Below are 24835 nucleotides of genomic sequence, written 5' to 3' on the forward strand. Positions count from 1 at the left end.
ATGACCATCGAATTCGATAATAACCTGCCGATCTACATCCAGATCATGAATTACATCAAAGGCGAAATCGTCACAGGCAAGCTGCAGCCGGGAGACAAAATTCTTTCGGTACGGGAGCTGGCCAGTGAATTGCAGATTAATCCGAATACGGTACAACGGACTTTTCAGGAACTGGAGCGTGAGGAAATCGTGGAGACCCGGCGCGGGATGGGCCGATATGTTACAAGCAACAAGGAGACGATTATGACGATTAAGAAGGAAATGGCCAAGGACGTTCTGGAGCGGTTCATCCGCGGAATGAGGGAGCTGGGTTTCGAGGGACCGGACATTCTGGAGGCAGTAGCCGAGAATATCAGGAGTCAGGATGATAAATAGGAGGGACGACAAGGTGGAGCATATTCTTCAAGTACAGCAGGTCAGCAAAAAATTCAGCTCCAAACAAGCGCTGCGCGGAGTCTCATTCGAACTGCTTCCCGGTAAAATCACCGGACTGCTTGGCAGCAACGGCAGCGGCAAGAGCACCCTTCTGAAGATTATAGCGGGACTGGTCCATCCTTCTGCCGGCATCGTCTCTGTGAATGGAGTGACGGTGGGACAGCACAGCCGGTCAATGGTTTCCTTCATGCCTGACCGCCCAGTGACGGAGTCCTGGATGAAAGTGTCGGATGCGCTGAAATTCCAGCAGGATTTCTACGCAGATTTCGACCAGGCGAAAGCGGCAAAGATGCTGGAATTTATGAAGCTGAGGCCGCAGGACGGGATTCGCAGCTTGTCCAAAGGAATGAATGAGCGGCTGCAGCTAACCCTTGCTTTGTCCCGCAGAGCGAGCCTCTATCTGCTCGATGAACCGATTGGCGGGGTGGACCCGGTAGCACGGACCCGTATTCTGAATGCTCTGGTGGAATTCTATGAGGAGGACAGCACCATTCTGCTTTCGACGCATTTGATTACGGATATTGAGCGGATTTTTGATGATGTGATCTTTATTAAAGAAGGTGAGGTTGTGATGAATAGCGCAGTGGAAGAACTGCGTCTGCATCACGGCAAAAGTGTAGATGAAATGTTCAGAGAGGTGTATGCCGAATGCTGAAGCTGGTGAAATATGATTTCCGGAGGAGACGCGATCAGCTGGCAGCCGTTCTGGCTATTGTAATCCTGCTGCAGGTGGCGATCACAATCACCACGTTTGTGGACAGCCCGCACAAGCCTATGCTCAACACGATGGTGTATTTAATAGCTGCTCTGCTGGGGCTTGGGTATGCTATGCACACATATGTCCAGAATCTGGTCTCTTATCAGCGGCGTCTGCTGCCGGTCAGTACGCTTCATACTCTACTATCGCCTATTATTTTCTACTGGGGTCTGCTAATTGTGTTGTTGAGCCTTGGCCTTGTTCAGCTCGGTATCCTGCACATAACCGGTTCGAATATCGAGCTTCCGGTAAATACCGGGACCTTCGGTTTCAGAGTGATTGCAGAGTCCTTCTGGTCAACCACTTCCTTATTGGTCATGTTTATGTTTTCTTTTACATTGGCACGCAGCTTCCGGTATAAAGGATATTGGAGGATCGGGATATTCACCTATTTTGTTCTGCAGTATCTGGTTGTGTTTGTGGAGCGCCAGTTGTTTGGAGTAGAAAAGACCGAACTAAGGTATTCCCTGGAAATCAATGTAATTGGAGATGAGAGCGCTGCTGGTGGAAACCTGTTTCAAATGCCAGACTCCAATTTGGGGCTGATTGTGTTTGAGGTAGTCCTGGTGTTGCTGCTGCTTGCCGGCATGGCCAGACTGATCCGCAGTAGAGTAGAGTCATAGGCAGCACAACAGCAATAATATTGTCACTTATCATGGCATGTGATGTAATGATATAATCGAAAGCAGAGTCTTTAGGACTTTGCTTTTTTGCTCTGTCGTTTGGTTTGATCCTTGTGTCACAAAAAGACGATCTCCCGCAAAGGAGACCGCCGTCTGTTATAGCTCTAGAACCTAGATTAGATACTGTCAGCGCTGCGGCCGGATGACCAGAGATCCAGTTCGCGCAGCAGCAGCTCTTCCTCGTCTTCCGTTAGATCAAGTCTGATCCCATACTGGTATTGGCCCAGGCCAAACATCCAGCCCCAACGGACACTGCCTTCGAATTGAAGCTTCACTTCATTCAAATGAAAGTGAATAATCAGCTTCGTGTCCCCTGCCGTGAACCGGAGGTTCAGCGAGGTGCGCACCTTACAGCCGGAGTGGCTGAGATCTAACAGTACAGCCTCGGTGAGCTTGCCGGAACCCGGCCCTTCGGGGATCTCCAGCCAGCAGTCTATCGGTTGGTTCATTACATACCGGAAAGGTTCTTTTCTGCTGGAGCTGTCCATATTTAACCTCCGCCTACTTATTTAACTGCTATTATAACGAAATGGGCAGAGGAGGACAATCTACTAAAGTGCTATATTTGTTGAAATAGAATCATAATCGCTTGAAGTAAGGAGAATCCGCAGATGTATCAATATCATAATGAAACGTTCCGCAATCATAATTTCGATCAAGCCAACCTGCAGGACGGCGAATTGAGCAATTGTCTCTTTGAGCAGTGTACCTTCCAGGGAGCCTTGTTGGAGGAGATGACCTCGACCGGCTGCCGGTTCGTGGATTGCGACTTTAGCGGTGCTCTGTTGAATGCCTCGTATCATAAGGAATCCGCCTTCACCAACTGTAAATTTACCGGTGCCAATCTATTTGTATCCAAGTTCGAGAATTGCAAGATGGTCGGCTCCGATTTCTCCAACGCCTCGCTGGCCGGCATTACCCTTGCCGGGGGCGATTGGTCCTATACGAATCTGCGCCACACCAATCTCAGCCGCCAGGACCTGCGCCATATTCGCTTTGCGGAAGCGGACCTAATGGGCTGCAACCTGCAGAAGAGCGATTTGCGGTCCGCCGACTTAAGCAACGTTCAACTGAGCCAGTGCAAGCTGAAGGGGGCGGACCTGCGGGAGGCCAAGCTGGATGGCATTGACCTGAAGAGTCTGGACCTGCAGGGGGTCAGACTGGATATTCAGCAGGCGGTGCTGCTGGCGCGTTCGCTGGGGGCGAAGGTAGGCAATTAAAGCGACTCCGCTGTGTAACGGTCTATTTACCCGCTATTGTATACAATTCGGAGAGCTGCCATCCGATAAAATAGATAAAGGTAAGCCGTAGCAATGAGGAGAATGAGAAGTGTCATTAAATTTGCGTACTGTTTTTTCAAGCGCATTCGTTGTTATTATTAGCTTGCTGACGATCCTGCTCAGTTATATCATCGGCAATCAATCTTCCAAAACAGTAGAAGTCAGCATTGGCAGCTCGCTGGCCGAGGTAGCCTACCAGATGTCCGAGAAGCTGGACCATTTCATGTGGTCACGCTCCGGCGAAGTGGAGGTGCTGAGCAGACTTAACGCTTTCCAGATACCTCTGGACAAGGAGGAAACTAGCGGACTGCTTAACCAGCTGAAGGAAAGTCTGCCTGTGTTCACCTGGGTGGCTTATTTGGACCGTCAAGGCAATGTGGTTTCCTCTACCGACAATATTCTGCTGAATCAGAATATCAGCACAAGACCCGTATTCATGGAAGGCATGAAGGGAACCTTTATCGGTGATGTGCACGATGCGGTATTGCTATCCAAATATTTGCCGAATCCGACAGGAGAGCCGCTGCAGTTCGTGGATGTCAGTGTGCCTGTATTGGACAAGCAAGGCGGGGTTACCGGCGTATTGGCAGCGCATCTCAGCTGGGAATGGTCGCGCCAGGTGGAGACATCCATTCTGGAGCCGCTTAAGGACCGTCTCCAGGACGTTGAACTGTATGTTGTAAGCGACAAGGATCATACCATTCTGCTTGGTCCGGAGGACAAGGTCGGCCAGCAGATGTCCAGTGATGTGCTGAAGCAGGCACGTTCGGAGTACAGCTCCTGGATTATTGAGAAGGATAAGGACAATCAGGAATATTTGACTGGTTATGCGTATGGTAACGGTTATCTGAATTACCCAGGCCTTGGCTGGTCCGTTATTATCCGTCAACCGGCGGATGTGGCTTTCGCCTCCGTTAAGCAGCTGGAGCAGTTCATCGTGCTGGCCGGGATGGCGGCTGCCGCATTGTTCGGGATTCTGGGCTGGCTGCTGGCTGGCTGGATTGCCCGTCCGCTGCACCATATTGCCAGAACGGCAGACCTGCTGAGCACCGGAGTGGATATTGAAATTCCGACCTCACACCGTTATAGGGACGTGTCCATGCTGTCCGTCTCGCTGCAGAATCTGGTCAGGAACCTGACCCAGACGGAGCATGCGCTCGGATATAGGTCTGACAAGGCTAATCATGATGCGCTCACGGGACTTCCGAACCGCTCTGCACTGGATGAGTTCCTCAAGCACGCCCTGGTTCAGGCGAAGCAGAACCGCAGCTCACTGAGCTTTCTATATCTGGATCTTGACGGATTCAAGCAGGTGAATGATACGCTGGGACATGCTTTTGGCGATCAATTGCTGCAGGAAGTAGCTTTGCGTCTGAAGGATTGTACCCGGGATCATGAGATTGTTGCCCGGTTCGGCGGGGATGAATTCGTGGTAGTGCTACACACTTCGGCTGCTAAGGCAATGCAGGAAGCAGAAGTTGTAGCGGCGAGAATCATTGGGCGGATTAATCAGCCTATACTCATAGGCGGGGAACAAGTACATGTCGGCTGCAGTGTGGGGGCGGCGGTATGGCAGCCGGATGGTCCGGATGCCGATACGAAGGAGACGATGCGTCTGGCGGATGAAGCCTTGTACATCTCTAAGCGCAGCGGCAAGAACCGGATTACATTTGAGGCGGCTTCCTGAGGGAGCCTAAGATGATTACATAAATAAACCCTTTCCTGGTAAGGCCAATGGCTGCCTTGCTGAGAGAGGGTTTATTTGGGCAGCTATGGCTTGGGGGTCAGCGCAATCGCTTGCGCGGCTTGCCCCACCATTTAATCCAGAGGAATCCTTCATCATCACGAAACATTTTGATTCCGATCAAGCTTAAGGGCGTCCACAGCTCTTTAAAGTAATATGAAGGCATAGTCTATTAGACCCTCCTATATAGTCAAATAATACTATATATTACGCTAAGTCTGTGAAATCCACAAGCAAGCAATGCTTAAAATTACCAATAAGTTGTGAAAATAATGGAAAAACTCAAAATAATCTGCATATTACTACGCAGATTAATAGATACGACTATGATTCTTCCGGTTGGGTGAATGATCAGGAGTGGCCTAAAGCAGCCGCCTCACAGCCCAGCAGGGATTGTTTCCATTTGAGATAGACTTTCCAGGCTGCGCCTTGATCCAGCAGGTCTTTGCAGATATACATGCCTTCCTCTAGCGAATCTGCCAGCCCGGTCAGCTTCAGTCTTGCCGCTCCATTTAACAGCGTCTGGTTATAGAAGGCCATATGGCCTCCGCCCTGGAGCACGGCTTCCGCTGTCAGAAGCTGCTGGCGTGGATTCCAGTTCATCTCGGGCACCTGGGTATCCAGGCCTAGGGCTTCTGGATTAATGATGTCGAGATGGAATTCTCCTCCGGCAATAGTGTACACCCGTGTCGGGCGGTCGATGTACAGATCCTCCGAGCCTTCGGTACCTTGTACAATCAACGCCTTCTGATAGCCGAGCTTGATCAGCAGTCTGGCTAAACGGTCAAAGACTGTATTATGATAGATGCCGAACACGATATAGGGAGAACCGGAATAATCAACCAGCTTCTCAGCAGTATTAAAAACCGTTCTCATCCCGATTTCTTCCCGAATGCTGCGGATCGCTCCAAGCGGAGGACACCACTGCTCGGCATCTACCACCATAACTCCACTGTCGCGGGCGGCGGTGGAGGATGCTGCGGGCGTCAGGTCCGCAGCACCGATGCCTGCCTCCCGGATAATGTCCAGCAGGGTCACCCCCCATTTAGGGGGCAAGGAAGCCGAGCCATGCAGGGTGACAGGCAGACCGGCAGCGGACAGCAGGAAGGCTGTAGGAAAAGTGGCGGCGAAGGATTTGGTTCTTCCGTCATAAGGCCCGGCACAGTCCAGGCCTTGGCCCTGCTGCTGAGATTCTCGACGTGCATATTTGCGGCAGACGGCAACAAAGGCTTCCAGTTCTTCGACACTTTCCATCTTGATCCGCTCGGCAATCAGGAAAGCGCCAATCTGGGCGGGTGTGGCGGTCAGACCCAATATGGATTCGGCTGCATGCAGCGCTTCGGCGTAGTTCAAATCGCGGGCTCCCCGTTTACCCCGGGCGACCTCTTTTAACAAATCAATCATTAGATGAAGCCTCCTTAGTTAGTCCTGCAGTAGCTGGTAGACGTTAACGATTGAAGTAGCCACATCTACCATCCGTTTACGTTCGTTCATGGCCTGCTTGCGCAGCAGCTCATATGCCTCGGACTCGGATATATGTTTGGCCTTGGACAGAATGCCCTTAGCCATGTCGATCCATTTGCGTTCTTCGATGCGGGACAGCAGCTGCTCCCGTTCCTTAAGCCACTGCTGGCGCTCGAAGCATAACTTCGCGCTGAAGTGAAGACTCCAGTGGATCTCCTGGGCCAGCATGGAAGGAGCGAGAATCCCGTCCACCATAATGTTGTCCTCACAGGCGGCTACGGACAATGTAGCTGTTTCATCGGTGCACCACCAGAGGATGGGAGCGGTCTTCTGCGCCATCAGCAGCTGTCCCCAGCTGTTGATCTCGGTGACGGGCAATTGAAGAATCGAGGCGTCAGCTTCTCTGATTCCGGATACCGCTTCTTCGCGGGTAGTTGCCATCTCGATCAGATAGCCGCAGGACCTCAGCACATGGTCTGCATTGGCCGAGACGCTGGCAGTGTCGTGCCGGGTCTTGCTGTTATGAATGATCAACAGAGAATGCATGGTGTGACGCCCCTTTAGTAAGTAATGATCGGATTGAGTTGAAGTGAGTAGTGCAGCCGTAAATGTTAATGTATGTTATATTATATAACATATAAACTGCGAATCTGTCGATGAATTTAAGAAATTAAAATTTTATATGTCATAATTGTTGACGTTTGTATAGTGGTTGTTGTATAGTCGTTTTAATCAATCACACGGATACAATGGCGTATCCGGATGAAGCGGCAATGGCGCCTGCTTTCACTTATCGCAACGGGAGATGTACGTTTTCCGGTGCGGGGTGGAGCGGGCTTTTTAGCATTTTTGCATACAGAGAGGAGAGAGACAAAGATGGCAGTAACCCGTAAGAGACTGGTGCTTGTCGGCAATGGAATGGCAGGGGTATGGGCGGTGGAGCATCTGCTCAAATTAGCTCCTGACAGTTATGACATTACTATATTTGGTGCTGAACCCCATCCGAACTACAACCGGATTATGTTGTCTTCCGTACTTGCCGGTGGAGTGGACATGGATGAGATTGTGATCAACAGCCTGGAATGGTACAAAAGCAATCATATTACCTTATACACCGGCCACACTGTGACTGCTATAGATTCAGTGAACCGCACAGTATTCTCGGATAAAGGCGTGGAAGCGAGATATGACGAGCTGATTCTGGCTACCGGCTCCAATCCGTTTATGCTTCCCTTACCGGGGGCGGACAAAGAAGGGGTTATTGCTTTCCGGGATATCAAGGACTGTCAAATTATGCAGAAAACCGCCAAGACTTATAAAAAAGCGCTTGTTATCGGCGGCGGCTTGCTGGGTCTGGAGGCGGCTCGGGGACTGCTGCATCTCGGAATGGACGTTTCCGTCGTCCATATCCAGGAATACATCATGGAGCGCCAGTTGGATGAGCCGGCTTCGATCATGCTCCGCAAGGAGTTGGAGAACCAGGGGATGAAGTTTCTTCTGAAGAAGCAATCCGAAGCTATTCTCGGCAAAAAAAGAGTCAAGGGGCTGCTGTTCGCAGACGGCAGCTTTGCCGAAGCCGATCTGATCGTGATGGCCGTAGGCATCAAGCCAAATATCGAGCTGGCGAGGAACAGTGGCATGGAAGTTAACCGCGGGATTGTAGTGAACGATTATATGGAAACGAGTATTCCCGGCATCTCCGCAGTAGGGGAATGCGCGGAGCACCGCGGAATCGCCTACGGACTTGTTGCGCCCTTATATGAGCAGGGTGCGGTCCTTGCCAAGCGGCTGGCCGGACTTGAGACGGAAGGCTACGCAGGCTCCGTCACTTCCACTAAGCTGAAGGTATCGGGGGTGGATGTATTCTCGGCCGGTCAGTTTATGGAGCCTGAAGGCACGAGAGCGATGCGCTATCAGGATGAAGTGGACGGTGTCTACAAGAAGCTGGTGATCCAGGATGACAAGCTTATCGGCGCAGTCCTGTTCGGGGATATCAGCGATGGCGCCATGCTGTTCTCCTTGATCAAGAAGTCTGAGAATATCAAGGGCAAGGAGAAGGAGATGCTGCTCGGATTCTCTCCGGAAGCCGGCTCTTCCAGCCAGGGCAGCCGCCTGGAGGGAATGGCTGACGACGAGATTATATGCGGCTGCAACGGGGTAAGCAAAGGCGCTATTGCGGAAGCCATCCAGTCCGGCGGCTGCACCAGTGTTGGCCAGATCAAGGCCTGCACGAAGGCCTCTGCCTCCTGCGGCGGCTGCAAACCGCTGGTTGAAGGACTATTGCACCTGTATGCGGGGGAGGCTGCCGTAACCGTCAAGGAAGGAATCTGCGGCTGCACACCGCTCGGGCGGGATGAGATTGTGGCCGAGATTAAACGGATGGAGCTGAAGACCGTCAAGGAAGTCATGAATGTGCTGGAATGGGTGAATGAAGAAGGCTGTGCCAAATGCCGCCCGTCATTGAACTATTATCTGGGCATGCTCTGGCCTGAGGAATATATCGATGAGAAGGAATCCAGGTTCACGAACGAACGTTATCATGCCAACATCCAGAAAGACGGCACCTACTCCGTTGTTCCCAGAATATACGGCGGGGTTACCTCTCCGGCTGACTTGAAGAAGATTGCCGAGGTTGCCGAGAAATTTGATGTGCCGCTCGTGAAGTTCACCGGTGGGCAAAGGCTGGATCTGCTGGGAGTCAAGAAAGAGGATCTGCCCAAAATGTGGGAGGAGCTGGATATGCCCTCAGGCCATGCCTACGGCAAAACACTACGTACTGTAAAAACCTGCGTCGGGTCAACCTTCTGCCGCTTCGGCACCCAGGATGCCTTGGCGATGGGTATCCGGCTGGAGAAGGAATTCGAGCGGCTGAATGCACCGGCTAAGGTGAAGCTTGCCGTATCCGGTTGCCCGCGTAACTGTTCGGAAGCGACAATCAAGGATTTCGGAGTGGTCGCGATAGACGGCGGCTGGGAACTTCATATAGGCGGCAACGGCGGGGTGCATGTACGGGCGACAGATCTGCTCTGTGTGGTGAAGACGGATGATGAGGTTGTGGAGTGGGCCAGCGCGTTCCTGCAGTATTACCGGGAGAACGCTGGCTGGAACGAGCGGACGGCTGCCTGGGTGGAGCGTGTCGGCGTGGAGAGTGTGAAGCAGGCGCTGGAGAACCGTGAAGAGCGGCTTGCCCTGCAGGCCAGAATTCAGACGACCTTAAGCCGGACGACTGATCCGTGGAAAGAAATTGTGAATGAGCCGGAGCTGCGCAAGAATTTCGAACCGATCTCCCAGTCGGGAACTATATAACCTGGAGGGCTTAAACCATGACAATGACCAGAACGCTGGTAGGCACAATATCTGACATTGACCGCAAGGGGTCACGGACTTTTATGGTAAATGACACACAAATCGCATTATTCCGTTTATCCAATGACGATATTCTCGCTGTAGAGAACAAGTGCCCTCACAAAGGCGGCGCCTTGTCGGAGGGGATGGTCTGCGGGTCCAAGATCCATTGTCCATTGCATGATTGGCGTATAGACCTGCACAGCGGAGCTGTGCAGGAGCCGGATCACGGCTGCGTGCCTACGTATGTTGTTGATGTGGATCCGGATAGCGGCTCCATTTATGTGACCATTTAGAGCATGCGCTAGAATCACTGCTGCTGGTTTACTGGAATAGCCAGACCTATGAGGGGGAGAAGATTATGGATTACGTCAAACCGGCTGAAGTGCTGAATACAATGATTGAAACTGGGAAGAACAAAGCGGAATTATCCGTAATGCAGCTGCTTGTGCGCGGAAGCATGGGAGGCGCGATTCTCGCTTGTGCAACCACACTGGCCTTCACGGCCTCTGCACAGACCCAAATCCCGATGGTAGGCGCGATTTTGTTTCCTGTAGGTTTTGTGATGATCATCCTGCTGGGTCTGGAGCTGGTAACCGGCAGCTTCGCGCTGATTCCGCTGGCGGTGCTGAAGAAACAGACAACGCCCGGACAGATGCTGAGGAATTATTTCTGGGTCATTCTCGGACATCTGGCCGGCTGCGCCGTCTATGCCGCCCTGTATGGCCTGACGATTACGAAGATGGGTACAGACATGAGCAATCCGATGATCCAGACCCTGGTCATGGCCAGTGAGAATAAGACGATTGCTTACAAGCAGATGGGCGGAGAAGGATTGCTGCTGGCTGCGATCAAAGCGATGCTCTGCAACTGGATGGTGACGCTGGGAGCGGTGATGGCGATGACCTCCAAATCGACAGCAGGTAAAATCCTGGCGATGTGGCTGCCGATTCTGACCTTTTTCGGACAAGGCTTCGAGCATCTGGTAGTGAATATGTTCGTCATTCCGGCCGGAATGATGCTGGGTGCGAATGTCAGCTTCGCAGACTGGTGGTTATGGAACGGAATTCCTGTACTGATCGGCAATTTTCTGGGCGGTGTGTTATTTACCGGTATTCTGTTCTATCTGTCCCAGCAAACCGGGCGCTCCGCTCGGCGTAAGCCGGCTATGCTTGAACCGGCCGTGCTGGAGAAAAGCTCATGATGGCGGGCAGCGTGGCTATTGTTGGAGCAGGACCGGGTGACCCGGAGCTGATTACACTGAAGGCGCTTCGCCGGATAGAGGAAGCTGATGTTATTCTATACGACAGGCTGGTGAATGAGCAGCTGCTGGGCTATGCGAAGCCTGCTGCGCGGCTAATCTATTGCGGCAAGTCACCGGGGCACCATTCCATTCCCCAGGAGAGAACCCAGCAGCTGCTTGTTCAGTATGCGCTGGAAGGCCATAAGGTGGTCCGGTTAAAAGGAGGAGATCCTTACGTGTTCGGCCGGGGGGCAGAGGAGGCGCTGGCAGTCGCAGAAGCGGGAATCCCTTATGAGGTGATCCCCGGCATCACCTCGGCGGTTGGCGCTGCGGCATCTGTCGGAATCCCGCTGACCCACCGCGGGGTGGCCGCTTCCTTCGCCATTGTTACCGGCAGCCGGTGCCATGACCATGAGCAGCCGGTCCGCTGGGATCAGCTGGCCCGCAATGTGGATACCATTGTGGTATATATGGGAGTCAGCCAGCTTGGACATATCCGCGAGCAGCTGCTTCTGCATGGCAAGGACGCCAAGACACCTGTTGCTCTGGTGGAGAACGGAACCACCAGCCGCGAGCGCACCATCACTGGTACACTGGACCATATTGATAAGCTGGCCGCCGCTATGAAGATTACGAATCCAGCGCTGATTATCATTGGGGAAGTGGTGAAGGTGAGAGAGCGGCTGTTAAGCCTCCAGCACACGCTTAATGCTCAAATTATATAAGGACAGCCTGCATGCATTATTGAGAAGATACGCGCTCCCCGGAGCGCGTATTTGTGTTGAAATATAAGAATTCATATGTTGCACGTATCAAGAAGTGGACAGGTAGATCCGCACAGGCCGCCATGCGAGATTCAGCATTTAATAGAGAGAAGGGACCTGCAGCAGGAGGTTAAGGAACTTAAGGCCTTGCTGGCCGAGCTTACGAACAGCAGAGATACGTTGAAGGCAGGCGCGCAGGAGCAGGGGAGAATCATTAAAAGTGTGTCTGAGCGCTTGTCCGCGCTGGAAAGCCGGATGGTGATGGAGGTGCCGGCCTGGGCCGAGCCTGCGGTTAAGGCTGCGGTGGCTGACGGGTTGTTGGACACCTCTTCCGGCGGCAGCTTTGATCTGTACCGTATTCTAACCCATACTGAACCGTGCAGGCCTGCTAATCACCGAGAAGGAGGGATAACGGAGATGAATAACGAAGCGCTCAACAATGTACTTGCCTTTGCTTCCGTGCTGGCTGTATTTGTAATGGCGCTTGTGCAGCTGGTGAAGAACAGCCTGGTGCTTCCGCGCAATCTGGTTCCGGCAATCGGTCTGGTCATCGGTCTTCTGGTTGGGGCGGTAGCCTATCCCTTCACCGATATGAACCTTGTGCTGCGTCTGTGGGCCGGGGGATTGGCCGGACTTTCGGCGACAGGATTGTTCGAATTGGCCTTCAATAGACGCGGCGGCTCAACCAAAGATGAGTAAGGGAGCAGCGCGTTCCATTCAGACGAAGTAGGAAGCCTTATAAGCAGACGTTTCTCTCAGGTTGTTGCTCCCCATACACATCCCTGGAAACATCCATAGAATAGAGCAGGTTCACAGAGAGAAGGTGACACGATTGGGAACTTATCTTGATGCAAGAAGATCACAGAATGCAAGTACGGCAAACTCGCAAGACTTCTCGACGGCGCTCGTGCGGCCGTGGGGAAGTCTTTTTGCTGCATTGCCCAATCGCTGAAGGCACTTGTCACATATTCTGTGTTGTAATCCAAAAACGAGGAGGTTATTACATGGGAGCTGATTGCGGTTATGGCGGAAAAGTTGGCGGTGTTGGTGTAGGTCCTGTATGTCCTTTCACATCAACAGGTGCGATTCTGGTTCTTTATATCCTGCTGGTTATTATTCTAAGTGCTTGCTTCATCTAAATAGCTCCGAGATGAGTGGCTTCTGGTACTTGTACCGGGAGCCTTTTGAGCATGGCAGTCAATGGAAGAAATAATGTATTCCTGGAGGAATAGGCAATGGCGGTCTGGGTTGTCGGCAAGAAGATTGGTGATCTCGGGGGTTACGGTGAAGTGTACATAGCTCATCAGAAAGAGGGAGACAGCCTGTCCAAGGAGGCGTACGCTGTCAAAAAGCTGGTTAAATTAAACAGGCTGTCTATTGAAAGGTTTCAACGTGAGGTTCGACTGTGTAGTCATTTGAATCACAAACGGATTATCCGAATTCTTGCATTTCATATTCAAGAAGAGCCTTATTTCTATGTGATGCCCCGTTATCAATCAAGCATGAACAAGCTGTTACCTGAGATCAAACGGGATATCCGCAGGATCAAAGTGGTTATCAACCGGATTCTGGACGGGGTGGAATATCTTCATCAGCAGGGTATCTACCATCGTGACCTCAAACCGGCCAACATTTTGTTGAATAAAGAGGATGATCTGGTAATCAGTGATTTTGGGTTGGGGATGCAGGCGGGTTCGGTCACACGCAGTCTTACTCTCTCGCATGCAGGGCTCGGAACCCGATTCTTCGCTGCTCCCGAGCAGTTGAAGGATGCCAAACATGTGGATCAGCGCTGTGACATCTACAGTTTAGGATGCATGATCTATCTGTGTTTCTCCAGAAATGTCATGGACAGGCATTTTGATTTCAGAAATGTCCCGCCTGCCCTGACGTATGTAATTCGTAAAAGCACGGCTCTCAACAAGGATGCGCGTTATGCGGATATTCAAAGTCTGAGACAAGCTTTTAATTGGGCGATCCACTCACTGGTGCATTCATAATGTCTACCGCTTGGAGCGCCATATCCGGATGCATACGGCCAGCATGGCAAAAATCAGGACGAAATAAAATAGCTTGGGCATTGTGTTCACCTCCGATTTAGATATAGAATATCCTACATTATACGTTATTGGAAAAAGGAGGTTTCAGCATGAGTGAATTTCAACGACCAGCCCCTGTACACCAAGGAGCAGTTTAGGGTTCATGGAGGGAGACAGGGTGTCTTGTGCCAAGTGGATCTCTGTACAGGAGCTGATCAATGGGGATAAAGTTAATAGCACCTAAGTGGACGAAACGATAAACAGACTATTCGTGAGTAGAGATAGGGAGCTTGTGCGGCCTAACTTATTGAACCCTATTTTCAAAATCTGTGATGAAGTAGCGACCTGCTTGAGTTAACCTGCTTCCATTTACAAAAGCCACCTTAATACGATTTAGTAAGCCCTCTCGATTAAAAGTAATATTTGTTGCAAAGTCTGCTTTGTTGATTTGTTCTAAAGCAGCAAACGCCTATTTCTCGGAATTCAGGTTCCTCTTCTTGCTCGATATATTTCAAAATCAGATACATAATAGCTTCACTTTTCTTTATTTTCATTTAAAAAATCCTTTCATGGTAAGTTATTATCCATCTTTAAGAATTCGACATTTTATTCTAACTCCCTTTCGGTGTCCAAGTAAGGCATGGCTGGTACGACTTGTATATCATCCAAGAGATAGAGGTGTGACGTAGATCGTGTAGACGGATCGGTTTAAGGCCGTGCTGGCGATGAAATGCTATCCAGCGCTTAGTGAGGCGCTCCGGGTCAGAAGGGAAGCCATTAGTTCGACAGAATAAGAACACCTAGTCATTTGCAACCCACTTATCCCCTAACTGCAGCTTCATTTTAGCCCACTCCAACCTGTAGGCTTTTAATTCATCTATAACGGAAGTTGGGATTGCGATTACTCGTCTTGAGTGTTTATTCTTAGGTCCCTTGATAACCGGAGCTCCATCTTTATACATTGTTACGGTTTGCTTTATGTTAATCGTTCCGTTGATTAGATCAATGTTCCTCCAATCCAAGCCGGCTGTGTTTTGTCTTCGAGCTTACGTTCTACAAACTTAGTGGTCCATATCTCAATGGATTTACTGAAGGTGAGTTTCTCCGGCCTTATATAGTTACCGGACTCAATTTCCATCTTAAATTTTACTAATTCTTGCTCCAGGTGATTCTGCAGCCGACGTGGAGCGCGCAGCAGTTCAGGATCTTCAACTCGAACGGTTTTTCGCTCAAAATCACGTTCCCCTTTTGCGTCATAGCCTAGCTCGACGGTAAGCCGCCATGAGGTGTCTCCGCGCTTTTCTATGCTGCCTTTCGCCATAAATAAGTGACCTCCCTAATTTCCCAAGTAGAATAAAAAATCTGATTCTGGTACAATCTATATATTAAGTTTGAAGGAGCGGAGCACATGGATAATGATTTGGTGCAGTTATTGCGGTCCGTCATTCGCGAAGAATCAGGTCCTGTGAATGAACGCCTGGATCGGATGGAGACAGAACAGACTCTTATTAAACAAGCAGTGCTGGATACTAACGAGCGTGTGAAAAGAATTGAAGAAGTCCAAGAGTCGCAGCATAAGATTATTGAGCTGCTCTCGGTCCGTTCCATTGACCAGAAAGCCCAGCTTAAACGAATTAAATAGTAATCTTGATCCGGTGCTTCCAGGCATCGGATTTTTGTTTGCTGTTAGGACAATTCACGGCGCTTCTGAGGGCTGCTGTTCAAGAGAGCTGTATTTTTATACCGCCCGGTGGAGTTGGTTTAAATTCCTGACTATATCGTCACGATTTACGGCTTTAAATGCGTGTTAAAGCTTATCTTGCTGTTCGGTAGATAAATGCATGTTTGATTTTCGCGTGCAGGGCACGCAGAACTACGTGAAATGATGTTTCTAGCCTTGGGTGACAATAAAAGAGTTTTGTGCGAGCGGCGCACAAAAGTGGTTTGTGGCACCAAGCGCCAGAAAATATCCAATCAGTTGTGCGAATCCCTTTTTCTTCACGCGGTGAAGGAAACACAATACTTTCTGCCGAGCTTCGGCAAAAACTTCAAATAAGACGGTACGACTTTTCACCGAAGCTCGGTAAAAACCTGATGTATAAGCAATTTCATTCGCCAAGCGACCATAAATAGAGTTTCGTACGCCGGGCGGACAAAACCAATTTCACCAACGGTTGGTGAAAACTATATCTCACTGAGCACCCAGAGCTTTCCGTCACTGCGTGACGAAAACTTCTCAAGAACTTTCAACGTTCTATGAGCGCCAAATTGGGATCTTTACTAAGCCAACTACTGCACCTCAAGGGACTGGCAGCGAATGCGAATCCTGAAGCACCTGTAAGAAGAGGGTTGGTAAAAGAGTAATCAATAAAGGCGGGGCCCAGTGTATGGGAGCACATACCTGATGTTCTCATGGTAAAGAATGTACAGGAGATATTGAAGATAGGGAGAAAGCAAGCCTATGACTTGATGGCTTCCGGTCAGTTTCATTGTATTAGGATTGGTCGGAAATGGTTGATAGCAAAACAGGGTTTTGTTGAATGGTTGGAGGGTGATCGATAATAAATATTGAGTCGTAGAGTAGAAAAACATCTAGAAATTCAGCACCCAATCGGCACCCAAATCATGATATTAGCTGAGTACACTGCATTGTAGAAACTACTTAATTCCTTTCTACATAAGGCTTTACACAAAAATAATCGGGGCCCTATCTCTAGGGCCCCTTTCATGGGAGAGGAGTCGAATGAGAAAATTATAGCTTCTTCAAAATCGCGAAACCCTTGGTACATTGGGATTTTTGTGAAAATAGGAGAGGGGTGGAAGGGCTGTTTTTTGGCCGTTTTTGCAAATTTGGTGCCCACATGGTGCCCAGTTTCGTTCCCCGTTTTAAGCTTTCTTTTTCGTAGGTATAATCATGTCATCAAAGACATCGGCAGCAGCCTGATCCACTGACTCGAATATGTGACCGTAAATCTCCAGCATCTTCATGTCAGTATGTCCCGCACGTTTGGCGATTGCCTTCGAATGAACCTTTTTATAGATCATCCATGAAATAGAAGTATGACGGAGGTCATGCAGACGGATCGGCTTAAGATTATGTTTGCGATGAAATGCTATCCAGCGCTTAGTGAGACGCTCCGGATCAGAGGGCACTCCACTGGTTCTGCAGAATAGGAACTCTGAATCCCCCGCTGTCCATTTATCCCCCAGCAGCAACTTCATTTTGGACCATTCGGTTCTGTACAGCTTCATCTCATCTAAGACAGTCGGTGCAAGTGAGATACGCCGTTTTGATTGTTTGTTTTTAGGTCCTTTAATGACCGGAGCCCCGTCCTTAAACATAGTCACAGTTTGCTTTATGTCAATAATACCATTGACCAGATCGATGTTCTTCCATTCCAGTCCGGCTAGTTCAGCACGGCGCATGCCGGTTGTTACAGCTAATGTGACTTGAAGTCGGAGCTGGATTGGCTCGTCCTCAAGCGCCACAAAGAGCTTCTCAATTTCCTTCTCGTCATAGTATTCCATTTCTTTGATGTCATTCTCACGAGGCTTCTTAACCCCGATCATGGGATTCTCTTTCAGAACACGCCACTCAACCGCCTTGGCGAAAATGCTGCGCAGTACCCGGTAGTTGTAAACGATGGTTGCAGATCCAAGCGGCTTGCCCTCTTTGTTAAGGCTGGCCTCAGGCGTTCGAAGATAGTCCAGGTAATCAGTGATGTGCATGGTTTTAATCTTGTCCATATGCATATCGCCAAAGTAAGGGAGTATGCGGCGCTCCGTATGGAATTTGTAACTGACTTTTGTCTTCTCTTCCAGTTCAGGCTCCACGAACTTTACAATCCATTTCTTGATATAGGCTTCGAATGTAAGCTTCTCAGGCTTGATGTAATTCCCCGCATCCACTTCCATTTGGAACTTCACCAATTCAGCGTCAAGATAGTTCTGCAGCCGCCGGGGTGCCCGCAGCAGGGCTGGATCATCGACCTTGATCGTTCTGCGCTCCTGGACCCGTTTACCTTGGGCGTCATAGCCGAGTTCGGCGACCAACCGCCAGCGGTTCTCACCGCGTTTCTGAATACTTGCCATAATATAAATACCTCCCGGTAGAATAAAATATTTGATTCTGGTACAATCTATATATCAAGTTTGAAGGAGCGGAGCACATGGATAATGATTTGGTGCAGTTATTGCGGTCCGTTATTCGGGAAGAATTAGCACCCGTAAATGACCGGTTGGACCGTAACGATGAACGGCTGGATGGTATAAGCCAGCATCTTGGGAACATCGACCAGCGTCTGAACCACATTGAGGAAGATCAGCACCTCATTAAGAGTGCTGTACTGGATACCAACGAACGCCTTATCAATGTTGAGTCTTTATTGGAGAATCAGCACAGGATTATTGAACTGCTCTCGGCGCGTTCTATAGAGCAGGAAGCAAAGCTTAAACGAATTAAATAGATTGCACAGTCCGGCACGGTCAGGTGTCGGACTTTTCTTTGTTTTGTGACCAAGTTAATACGAATTACGGCCTATGTGAGCGGAGGGGATATTTGTATCTCCAGAGGCCGTGAGAGTGAATTTGCTGACTATATCGTCACTTTTGAGGGCTTAAAATGCATGTCAACTGGAACTGCTATCTAACTTTTCATTTATGGATTGATCTTTTTGAGGACATTGACATAAAGGGCTCTTAATCGAACAATGGACCGAGAATCAAATTTGTTGAAATCACTATCAGAATATTTTTGATTAAGAAAGCGTGAATGAAATGTTTTGTCAGTAGTTACTACCGCCGGTTCAAATATTTCCTCAAACTGATCTGCAGTAATATCAATAATAAGATCGTTATACTCCAACCAAGCATGTGATTGTCCCTTACGCCATCCACATACATAAATTGTTTCAACACCGTGTTGCTCTCTCAGGTACTTTGCAAGGAGGTTACTTGCATCTCCACAACATGCTCGCGGGAATCGATTAAACCAGGGCGACATCGAATATTCTGATATATCCATTTTTTCAATTGCCCTGCGAAAGAGTGTGGCTGAATCATAAATTTTTCTATGAAGTTCCTGTTCCATGGAACCCTCCTATTAAAAGGCTAATTGATTTCGCGTGCAGGGCGCGCAAAACTATGTCCAATGAGTTTTATGCGAGCGCCGCATAAAAGTGTTTTTTGGCGCTGAGCACTAGTGGATATCTATTCAGTTATGCGAAGTTCTTTTTTCTTCACGCGGTGAAGGTAACTCAATACTTTCTGCCGAGCTTCGGCAAAAACATTATATACGCCAGTCTGACTTTTCACCGAAGGCCGGTGAAAACTTGATGTATAAGTAATTTCAGTCGCCCAGCGACCATTAAATTAGTTTCGTACGCCGGGCGGACAAAACCAATTTCACCAACGGTTGGTGAAAAACTATATTTCAATGATTACCTGGAGTTTTCCGTCACCGAGTGACGAATACTTCTTCTGGAAAATTGGGCCTTTGTGTACCGACTCCGTACGAAACTTCTGTTTTGTTCACCGCGTGAACAGAACTACTAAAAGATCCTTACAGAGCGATGCATAGTTTTCACCGCCGAGCGGTAAAAACTCCTTGACTGTACCCCTAGAGTTTTTGCCACTCGGCAGCAAAAACTCTTTTCATGAATTTTTTATTGCCTGGCAATGAAAATCACTCATTGGATTTAGTCGGCAGCTGTCTTGCATGCATACGTAGAAAATCAACCAAAGGCATTTTCAAATATGTATCATGTTTTCTAAGCGCACGTATTAATATCGGTTCGAATGCGTCTGCAATAGCTTGGATAGGATCACCTTCGACTGGGACAAATTCAATCTCGATTTCAGGGCGTTTTCTGATTTTTCTCGTTTTTTTCATTCCTTGCAGCTCCTTTATAATGCAGGGTTTATCTTTCAGACATCGAAATATTATGTTATGGAGGGGATGGAAATGCAAGATGTTATTGATGCTTACGTAATTGAAAACGTCGAATTAGACAAATCCGAATACTTTATTAATGAATACATATCACTGTCAACATTGGATGATAAAAAAGTCCTGGTAAGTATAAATAAAACTGAGCCTGGTCCTGTAACTTATGAATCTAATGGATACCTGTTCTTTCATGCACTTCAATTAGGGCTCCCAAGACTAAATATTCGCATCTCAGAGCCGCCTAGGCCTTATGGACGCATTGCTTATGGAATAGTGGGAAAGTGGAATACTCCTTTATTTAAGTTTTCTTCAGCCATTAACGATGATATTGAACAGGATAGCTCTTCTGCATATATTACTGAACAAGACATACAGGACATAATTAGGTTCTTTGAAATTTACAAAGCGCATAGTAAAGTTTCAAGGGGAAAACGTCAGGTTTCTGAGTGGAGGGAGACGAGATGGAGTTATGCACTTAATCAATACACTGAAGCGTGTCTCTCTACCACAATTGAAAGTAGTAATCAAGCTCTTATTACAGGATTAGAGGCATTACTTGTATCAGGTGAAGGTAACCTTCAATATAAGGTTTCGCTCAATGCGGCCCTCATATTGGCTGATTCCTACGAGCAAAGAACTGATATTATGGGTCGAGTCAAAAAGATGTACAACTTACGCAGCAAAGCTACTCATGGTGAAATTGCAGCGCTCGTTAAGCTTCTAAACAAATCAAGTGTCTATGACGATTACTTCGAGTTGAAGAAAATCTTCTCCCAGTTGCTGCTTCTTACATATGGTAAAAGTGAAGAAGAGATATTTAATCGGCTGGACGTTGTACTACTCAGCGGACCTTCATTCTGAGCACCTAACCAGTGCTTTTTCTATGCCTGGATAAAATGAGAAATTAGTTAATTGTTGTTCGTGACTTATTTCCTATTTTCCTTTCTCACGGTCAACTTTGGACCGCCCCCTTATTTCCTTCTATTTACCTCCTTAGCTTCTGACTTCCCTTCCAGCCATTCAATGAAGACTGTTCGTGATACGAACAGTCGCCGGCCAACCCTGGCAACGTGAAACTGACTTGATGCAAGTAGTTCATATGCCTTATTCTCACCGATCCCCAAGAACTTCTGTATATCAGCCGGGGAGAGGACTGGCGGCAGCAGTTTCTCAGTCCTCGTAATATCGTGCCGCGACGTTCCTTCCGGTGTAGGCGCGGCGGCAGGCTCTCATGGAGGTCGTATATTCACCGTCACTTCGATCTTCATCTCCTTTAACTCCTGCAGAGCAGTAAGCAGCAGATCGGCAGCGGGGGACTTGCTTGCGGGTTCACTGCTCATCAGTCGGCTCCGCTGTGATGTACTTGTCCAGCACTTCATCAAGATTGGTCGCGATTACCCCATGCTGTTGGAACATCTTCTGTAGTTCTTTCCGGACCAAGTGCTTCACTATTATTGCTGACTGTTCTGGCGTTCCGACACGAATAAAGTTGAGGTTGAACTGCTTCTTTTTCATGGGATCAACTCCTTGGGTTATTGGCGATCAGGGAACAAGATAGCGAGCATATCTAAGATACGCTGGCGGTCTTTATCGGAGAGGGTTTGACCGCGATACATTATTCCCTTTGTATTTAACAACAACCAGAGTTCACGATCCTTCGGATTTTCAAAATCACCATCGTTTGAATGATTGTATATTGCTCTGTATTTCGTTTTGGTTGCATCAAGTTCCTTCCGTAACTCAAAGGCCTCTTCATCAAAGTAAATATCGTCTCCAACAAATAGTGTTAATTTTCCCATGCTGTTTCTATCATATTTTTGCTCTCGTGACACATAAGTAGGGATGTGCCCTGCGTACATCATTAAATTAAAAGGGGATTCTCCTAAATGCCCTGCTATTTTTCCTAATATTTCTGCTGATGGCATCTTTTTAAGCTTCCCATTTTCAATTTGTGATAAATACGGATGAGAAACTCCAGTCTTTTCAGCGAGCTCGGTCAGATTGTAGCCTTTTTTCTTGCGTAAGTCCCTTATATATTCCCCGAATTCAGTAATATTCAACGTGTATTCTCCCCTTTCAAACCAATAATAACTTATTTTTGTTCATACAACAACAACCACTTGACACATCAACAGAAGAGAAGTATATTTGGTGCATCAACAACATTTGACACATCAACAGAAAAGGGGTGAATGCTTTGGAGAAAATGACCATCAAACAGGCTGCCCCCTATGTAGGGGCGAGTGAGTATAAGCTAAGAGAATTAGTTCGAAATAAAAAGATTCCTGCCTATCGGGTGGGAGCCAAGATATTATTCCGTAAAGAGGCACTTGATCAATGGATAGCGGATCAAGAGTCCAAGAATTGTAGTTCTGTAGACTAGGATTCCTCTTCATAAAGACAATTGCTAAGTAACCCGTACCAATACACATTCCAGCATTCCCCGCAACGCCCGAGTATAAGCACACCCCCTAAAGGCTCCCAGCCGCTAAAACATGCTTAGATAATCGGCAAATACAGCTTAAAAAGGAGACGAGAGATCATGACAACATCAACCAAGCCCGCTACCGTTCAGATTCCGCAGCTCATGCTCACAGATCGCTATTGGCGTGCATTGAATCACCTGTTCACACAGCACAGTTTGCTGCAGCGGTACCTGACCACTCAATACTTTGATACGGAAGAAAGCACGGTTGATTCCGCAGCGCTTAAGCGACTGTCCCGGCCGTGGAGCCAATCGGAGAAGTTCATGCTTAACCTGGCGCTGCACCTGTTCAATGAGCGGCTGGCAAAGGTGAACCTTTCTGATATGGACTATCTGGATGATTTCAATAAGAGGCTTGTAATTGAGGCGTTACGGCTACGTTTTAATTAAGAATTTGCTACTGCCTTAATGAGCCAAACGATTATTCATTAAATACTCTTAACTTGTGTTTAAGAACACACAAAACTCGACTGAAAGGAGGAACTGAGATGTATTCGAACGAGGAGAAGGAGCCACATGTGTTTTCGATTATGTGAGTAACAGTTGGGAGGTATACAGCTGCGTCCCGCGTCACATGTCTAAGCTGCGGAAGATAGTCGCACCCCATTGGACGGAAACGATTGACGGCAAGGTAACCGCGGCGAAGTTTCGGCTTAGCGGAAAGCTTCTAGTATCAGAATGAAGCGTCTGCATCAAAATCGTGTTACTAAGGATACAATCTAGCGCTTAAAAACGATATAGGAGGACTCATACATGCGTAATCAAAGAGCAAGACGCAATACCCCGACCGAAATCATCCAGCAGGCTGCACCAACCTATGCAATGCCGGAGCTGGTGGAGCGGAAACCGGAGTTTGATCCACAGCAATTCATGCAGCAGCTCGGTCAGATGGTATTACAGCAACAAACCCAGCAGCCCCGACCGCAAACATTGGATGTAAAGGAGGCAGCTGAGTATTTAAGGATCTCGGCTTGGAGCGTGTACGACATGTGCAGAACCAAATCGTTACCATTTTTCAAAATCAGGTCAAGGATTTTCTTCCGTCGGCATGAGCTGGAGCGCTGGATCAGCGAGAACACAAACCAGTGCGGTATGGAGAGGTAGGTGAGGCAGCATGACAACAGCCCAACGGTTCGTCAGCCTGCGCCTGCTGGAGCTGCTGAGAACCCTAGCTGCAAAGCGCGGAGAGATGGAGCAGGTCGGTATCCAACTGGGGTTGATATCTGAACTTCATGAGAAGGTGGGTAACGCACTGTTCGAACTGAACGGCATTGCCCCGGAGCAGGCGAACACGCTTTGGCTCATGCTGGAGGATTACCTGTCCGGCCGCATTAAGGATTACGAATTGCTCAGCCTGCTGGCGGGAGCGGTGGTGAGGTGAATTGCCTCCAAAGAAAAAGAAAAATTTCTTTACAGCTCCAAATGATTCTTTTGAAATCGGTCTTAACCCATTTCAGATAGCGGTCTATCTGTATCTGACTCGTTGTAGTAACAACTCGGACAGCGCATTCCCGAGCTTTTCAACAATTGCTTTAAAGAGTGGGATGGGTGAAAGGAAGGCTAAGGAGGTAGTGAAAGAACTGGTTGAGATGGGGTTAATCAAAAAACAGCAACGATGGGGCGAGAAGGGAAGGCAAAGCAATGTCTATCAGGTGGTTGAACCAGCTGCTGAGGGGAACAATACTTCCCCTCAAAGAGAGGGATTGAGTGCACCAGATGCACTAACCCTAGTGCATGACATGCACAACCCTAGTGCACCACATGCACAGTATAAAGAACTATATATAAATAACCAAGATAAGAATATTAAAAGATACATCGATTTACCAATCGACGATCATGTTTTTCTAAACATTTATAATGCTGAATTTAAAAGATCGTTGAAAAAGGAGCATCCAAAGATCACTGAGGAACAACTCCAGCACATCACGTACCATATTGAGTTGCTGCAGGAATGGGAGATAACAGTTGAAGAATTCAGGGAGCAGGTGAGAGATCACTTTGAAACCCTGGCTAAGAAGAACAACGGTAGCATCCTAGCCTTTATACCATCGTTCATGAGACGTTTTGAGATTCCGTATACAGGGTTCGATGGATAGTAGTGAGTGTCACCGTAAAACAAAAGAGCTCTCCGCAGCGGGAGAGCAAAGGCCGTAGTATCACCCAAACATTATACCAGAAGGGTGAGTGCAATTGAATATACTCGATAAGCTGCCGTTACCGGTTAAGCGAGAAGTTAGATCTAAGATGGAGACGGAGTTTGAGCGTTATCGACTGTGGAAATTTATCACCTTCCAGGAGAGAGAAGTCTCTATCACCGCTGCCTGGTCGGATACACCCAAGGGATTCACTGGAACAGTTAGCGATCAGACCGGAAATATAGCGGCTTACAATGTCAATGAGCCGGAACGTCGCCGTCAATTCTGTGAACGAGTTGAGTACGCCGTTAGCCGACTCCCACATAAAGAGCAACAGGTAATTACCCAACGGTATATGCAACGGGAAGTAACATTTGATTTTGTGGTATTTAATCAAACTATTGATCCCCCTATGAGTCGGGGGACATATGACAAAATCAAGGCTAGAGCTATGACGATGCTGGCAATGGCGCTGAACATCGAGGTTGAAGGTTTGAAGGAAATATTCTAA

Annotated in this window: 33 protein-coding genes; 22 read left to right on the forward strand and 11 right to left on the reverse strand. The window is 48.4% G+C overall.

The window, feature by feature from the left end; translation table 11 throughout:
* From B9T62_RS10850 to B9T62_RS10860, 3 genes are read left to right on the forward strand one after another with little or no spacing between them, the layout of a single operon-like run.
* Window positions 1-375 carry a GntR family transcriptional regulator gene (locus B9T62_RS10850; protein ID WP_087915273.1) on the forward strand — a complete coding sequence of 125 codons (375 nt, stop codon included), beginning with the start codon at window positions 1-3 and terminating at the stop codon, window positions 373-375.
* Window positions 365-1090, forward strand: a complete 726-nt coding sequence (locus B9T62_RS10855) for an ABC transporter ATP-binding protein (RefSeq protein WP_087915274.1) — start codon at window positions 365-367, stop codon at window positions 1088-1090. The genes B9T62_RS10850 and B9T62_RS10855 overlap by 11 nt, the downstream gene beginning before the upstream one ends.
* Window positions 1084-1815: a hypothetical protein gene (locus B9T62_RS10860; RefSeq protein ID WP_087915275.1), complete on the forward strand. Its 732-nt coding sequence runs from the start codon at window positions 1084-1086 to the stop codon at window positions 1813-1815. Before B9T62_RS10855 ends, B9T62_RS10860 begins: the two co-directional genes overlap by 7 nt.
* Before the next feature lie 176 nt (window positions 1816-1991).
* Here the strand turns inward: B9T62_RS10860 and B9T62_RS10865 are convergent, their stop codons facing one another.
* Window positions 1992-2363, reverse strand: a complete 372-nt coding sequence (locus B9T62_RS10865; protein ID WP_087915276.1) for a PilZ domain-containing protein — start codon at window positions 2361-2363, stop codon at window positions 1992-1994.
* Window positions 2364-2486: 123 nt separating this feature from the next.
* Here B9T62_RS10865 and B9T62_RS10870 point away from each other — a divergent pair, with 123 nt between their 5' ends.
* Complete coding sequence (locus tag B9T62_RS10870; RefSeq protein WP_087915277.1) at window positions 2487-3095, forward strand: pentapeptide repeat-containing protein; 609 nt, start codon at window positions 2487-2489, stop codon at window positions 3093-3095.
* A 109-nt stretch (window positions 3096-3204) separates the two neighbouring features.
* Window positions 3205-4842, forward strand: coding sequence for a sensor domain-containing diguanylate cyclase (locus tag B9T62_RS10875; protein ID WP_087915278.1), 1638 nt, complete (start codon window positions 3205-3207; stop codon window positions 4840-4842).
* A 97-nt stretch (window positions 4843-4939) separates the two neighbouring features.
* On the opposite strand, the gene B9T62_RS41230 is transcribed toward B9T62_RS10875, so the two are convergent.
* The 3 genes from B9T62_RS41230 to B9T62_RS10885 form a co-directional block, all read right to left on the reverse strand.
* On the reverse strand, window positions 4940-5065 hold the full coding sequence (locus B9T62_RS41230) for a hypothetical protein (protein WP_281257713.1): 126 nt from the start codon (window positions 5063-5065) through the stop codon (window positions 4940-4942).
* A 185-nt stretch (window positions 5066-5250) separates the two neighbouring features.
* On the reverse strand, window positions 5251-6303 hold the full coding sequence (locus B9T62_RS10880; protein WP_087915279.1) for an anthranilate phosphoribosyltransferase: 1053 nt from the start codon (window positions 6301-6303) through the stop codon (window positions 5251-5253).
* A gap of 18 nt (window positions 6304-6321) precedes the next feature.
* On the reverse strand, window positions 6322-6909 hold the full coding sequence (locus tag B9T62_RS10885) for an ANTAR domain-containing response regulator (RefSeq protein WP_087915280.1): 588 nt from the start codon (window positions 6907-6909) through the stop codon (window positions 6322-6324).
* Between the two features lie 330 nt (window positions 6910-7239).
* Between B9T62_RS10885 and nirB the strand changes: the two genes are divergently transcribed.
* The 7 genes from nirB to B9T62_RS10915 all read left to right on the forward strand — a co-directional run bounded on the left by nirB (window position 7240) and on the right by B9T62_RS10915 (window position 13715).
* Window positions 7240-9669 (forward strand): nitrite reductase large subunit NirB, encoded by a 2430-nt coding sequence (nirB, locus tag B9T62_RS10890; protein WP_087915281.1) that lies wholly within the window; start codon window positions 7240-7242, stop codon window positions 9667-9669.
* 23 nt (window positions 9670-9692) lie between these two features.
* Window positions 9693-10004 (forward strand): nitrite reductase small subunit NirD, encoded by a 312-nt coding sequence (gene nirD / locus B9T62_RS10895; RefSeq protein ID WP_087920223.1) that lies wholly within the window; start codon window positions 9693-9695, stop codon window positions 10002-10004.
* Between the two features lie 65 nt (window positions 10005-10069).
* A complete protein-coding gene (locus B9T62_RS10900; RefSeq protein WP_087915282.1) occupies window positions 10070-10912 on the forward strand; it encodes a formate/nitrite transporter family protein in 843 nt (280 codons plus the stop codon).
* Window positions 10912-11676 (forward strand): uroporphyrinogen-III C-methyltransferase, encoded by a 765-nt coding sequence (cobA, locus tag B9T62_RS10905; RefSeq protein ID WP_087920224.1) that lies wholly within the window; start codon window positions 10912-10914, stop codon window positions 11674-11676. Before B9T62_RS10900 ends, cobA begins: the two co-directional genes overlap by 1 nt.
* Window positions 11677-12132: 456 nt before the next feature.
* On the forward strand, window positions 12133-12414 hold the full coding sequence (locus tag B9T62_RS10910; protein WP_087920225.1) for a holin: 282 nt from the start codon (window positions 12133-12135) through the stop codon (window positions 12412-12414).
* A gap of 305 nt (window positions 12415-12719) precedes the next feature.
* Window positions 12720-12854 (forward strand): YjcZ family sporulation protein, encoded by a 135-nt coding sequence (locus B9T62_RS40210; RefSeq protein ID WP_211296443.1) that lies wholly within the window; start codon window positions 12720-12722, stop codon window positions 12852-12854.
* Window positions 12855-12950: 96 nt separating this feature from the next.
* Window positions 12951-13715, forward strand: coding sequence for a serine/threonine-protein kinase (locus B9T62_RS10915; RefSeq protein ID WP_087915283.1), 765 nt, complete (start codon window positions 12951-12953; stop codon window positions 13713-13715).
* A 1036-nt stretch (window positions 13716-14751) separates the two neighbouring features.
* On the opposite strand, the gene B9T62_RS10920 is transcribed toward B9T62_RS10915, so the two are convergent.
* Complete coding sequence (locus tag B9T62_RS10920) at window positions 14752-15075, reverse strand: hypothetical protein (protein ID WP_087915284.1); 324 nt, start codon at window positions 15073-15075, stop codon at window positions 14752-14754.
* An 87-nt stretch (window positions 15076-15162) separates the two neighbouring features.
* Between B9T62_RS10920 and B9T62_RS10925 the strand changes: the two genes are divergently transcribed.
* Entirely contained in the window at window positions 15163-15396 is a 234-nt protein-coding gene (locus tag B9T62_RS10925) for a hypothetical protein (RefSeq protein ID WP_087915285.1), read from the forward strand.
* Between the two features lie 770 nt (window positions 15397-16166).
* A complete protein-coding gene (locus B9T62_RS41235) occupies window positions 16167-16316 on the forward strand; it encodes a helix-turn-helix domain-containing protein (RefSeq protein ID WP_087915286.1) in 150 nt (49 codons plus the stop codon).
* Window positions 16317-16640: 324 nt separating this feature from the next.
* Here B9T62_RS41235 and B9T62_RS10935 read toward each other — a convergent pair whose 3' ends face one another.
* Window positions 16641-17846: a site-specific integrase gene (locus tag B9T62_RS10935; protein ID WP_087915287.1), complete on the reverse strand. Its 1206-nt coding sequence runs from the start codon at window positions 17844-17846 to the stop codon at window positions 16641-16643.
* A 77-nt stretch (window positions 17847-17923) separates the two neighbouring features.
* Here B9T62_RS10935 and B9T62_RS10940 point away from each other — a divergent pair, with 77 nt between their 5' ends.
* Entirely contained in the window at window positions 17924-18220 is a 297-nt protein-coding gene (locus tag B9T62_RS10940; RefSeq protein ID WP_087915288.1) for a hypothetical protein, read from the forward strand.
* 191 nt (window positions 18221-18411) lie between these two features.
* On the opposite strand, the gene B9T62_RS10945 is transcribed toward B9T62_RS10940, so the two are convergent.
* Window positions 18412-18843 carry a hypothetical protein gene (locus B9T62_RS10945; protein ID WP_087915289.1) on the reverse strand — a complete coding sequence of 144 codons (432 nt, stop codon included), beginning with the start codon at window positions 18841-18843 and terminating at the stop codon, window positions 18412-18414.
* A 594-nt stretch (window positions 18844-19437) separates the two neighbouring features.
* Entirely contained in the window at window positions 19438-19644 is a 207-nt protein-coding gene (locus B9T62_RS10950) for a hypothetical protein (protein ID WP_087915290.1), read from the reverse strand.
* Between the two features lie 72 nt (window positions 19645-19716).
* Between B9T62_RS10950 and B9T62_RS10955 the strand changes: the two genes are divergently transcribed.
* Window positions 19717-20562, forward strand: a complete 846-nt coding sequence (locus B9T62_RS10955) for a HEPN domain-containing protein (protein WP_087915291.1) — start codon at window positions 19717-19719, stop codon at window positions 20560-20562.
* Window positions 20563-20672: 110 nt separating this feature from the next.
* Here the strand turns inward: B9T62_RS10955 and B9T62_RS10960 are convergent, their stop codons facing one another.
* The 3 genes from B9T62_RS10960 to B9T62_RS10970 all read right to left on the reverse strand — a co-directional run bounded on the left by B9T62_RS10960 (window position 20673) and on the right by B9T62_RS10970 (window position 21761).
* Window positions 20673-20885 (reverse strand): helix-turn-helix domain-containing protein, encoded by a 213-nt coding sequence (locus B9T62_RS10960; protein WP_087915292.1) that lies wholly within the window; start codon window positions 20883-20885, stop codon window positions 20673-20675.
* A 145-nt stretch (window positions 20886-21030) separates the two neighbouring features.
* On the reverse strand, window positions 21031-21216 hold the full coding sequence (locus B9T62_RS10965; RefSeq protein WP_087915293.1) for a hypothetical protein: 186 nt from the start codon (window positions 21214-21216) through the stop codon (window positions 21031-21033).
* Window positions 21217-21233: 17 nt separating this feature from the next.
* The gene (locus tag B9T62_RS10970) at window positions 21234-21761 is read right to left on the reverse strand and encodes a helix-turn-helix domain-containing protein (protein ID WP_087915294.1); all 528 of its coding nucleotides are present in this window, start codon (window positions 21759-21761) and stop codon (window positions 21234-21236) included.
* Between the two features lie 146 nt (window positions 21762-21907).
* Between B9T62_RS10970 and B9T62_RS10975 the strand changes: the two genes are divergently transcribed.
* The 6 genes from B9T62_RS10975 (at window position 21908) to B9T62_RS11000 (ending at window position 24835) form a co-directional block, all read left to right on the forward strand.
* The gene (locus B9T62_RS10975) at window positions 21908-22084 is read left to right on the forward strand and encodes a helix-turn-helix domain-containing protein (RefSeq protein ID WP_245864581.1); all 177 of its coding nucleotides are present in this window, start codon (window positions 21908-21910) and stop codon (window positions 22082-22084) included.
* Window positions 22085-22243: 159 nt separating this feature from the next.
* Window positions 22244-22576 carry a hypothetical protein gene (locus B9T62_RS10980; RefSeq protein WP_087915296.1) on the forward strand — a complete coding sequence of 111 codons (333 nt, stop codon included), beginning with the start codon at window positions 22244-22246 and terminating at the stop codon, window positions 22574-22576.
* Between the two features lie 363 nt (window positions 22577-22939).
* Window positions 22940-23290: a helix-turn-helix domain-containing protein gene (locus B9T62_RS10985; protein WP_087915297.1), complete on the forward strand. Its 351-nt coding sequence runs from the start codon at window positions 22940-22942 to the stop codon at window positions 23288-23290.
* A gap of 10 nt (window positions 23291-23300) precedes the next feature.
* A complete protein-coding gene (locus B9T62_RS10990; protein WP_087915298.1) occupies window positions 23301-23567 on the forward strand; it encodes a hypothetical protein in 267 nt (88 codons plus the stop codon).
* Window position 23568: 1 nt separating this feature from the next.
* A complete protein-coding gene (locus B9T62_RS10995; protein WP_087915299.1) occupies window positions 23569-24285 on the forward strand; it encodes a helix-turn-helix domain-containing protein in 717 nt (238 codons plus the stop codon).
* 88 nt (window positions 24286-24373) lie between these two features.
* Window positions 24374-24835, forward strand: a complete 462-nt coding sequence (locus B9T62_RS11000; RefSeq protein WP_281257714.1) for an ArpU family phage packaging/lysis transcriptional regulator — start codon at window positions 24374-24376, stop codon at window positions 24833-24835.

It is taken from the genome of Paenibacillus donghaensis (assembly GCF_002192415.1).
Taxonomy (GTDB): domain Bacteria; phylum Bacillota; class Bacilli; order Paenibacillales; family Paenibacillaceae; genus Paenibacillus_AQ; species Paenibacillus_AQ donghaensis.